General features: G+C 38.7%; 1 protein-coding gene. It reads left to right on the top strand.

Features of this window, described 5'->3' with window-relative positions; all coding sequences use genetic code 11:
• Window positions 1-477 (top strand): helix-turn-helix domain-containing protein (locus tag GH715_RS21230; RefSeq protein ID WP_153836757.1); only part of this gene is annotated, 477 nt, incomplete at its 5' end.
• Window positions 478-576 lie beyond the last annotated feature (99 nt).

Raw genomic sequence — 576 nt, 5'->3', positions numbered from 1 at the left:
TTAGCTGCCATATCCGATTACCTTTCAGGTAATTATTCACAAAGAGATGTCATAGAAAAGCATGGGATCTCCAGTACATCAGTTTTAAGAAAATGGATGAAAGATTATAATGGTCATAGAGAAATAAAAGGACAATCGGAAGGAATGAGTCGCTCTATGACCAAAGGGAGAAAAACCACGTGGCAGGAACGTATTGAGATTGTACAAGACGCTTTAGCCAATCATAAGGATTATCATAAAACGGCGGTAGCCAATCAAGTATCTTACCAACAAGTCTATCAATGGGTGCGTAAATATGAAACTGGTGGATGGGATGCGTTAAAAGACCGACGTGGTCGTTCTAAAACAGAGAAAGAATTATCGCCGGATGAAAAAATGAAGTTAGAGATACGTCGTATAGAAAAAGAGAATGAACGTCTGCGAGCAGAGAATGCCTTTTTAAAAAAGTTAGAGGAGATCGAAAGGGGGCGGTCATAACCCGTGTTCGTTTAGAAAATCGCTATTTAGCGATTCAACAACTTTACGAGGAAGAAAATTTTTCTATTATGTTATTATGCGAAATAGCAAAGGTGGCAC

The organism is Gracilibacillus thailandensis (assembly GCF_010994055.1).
Lineage (GTDB): Bacteria > Bacillota > Bacilli > Bacillales > Amphibacillaceae > Gracilibacillus > Gracilibacillus lacisalsi.
The sequence above is the reverse complement of the archived record's forward strand: the minus strand, read 5'-3'. Positions and strand labels throughout refer to the sequence as shown.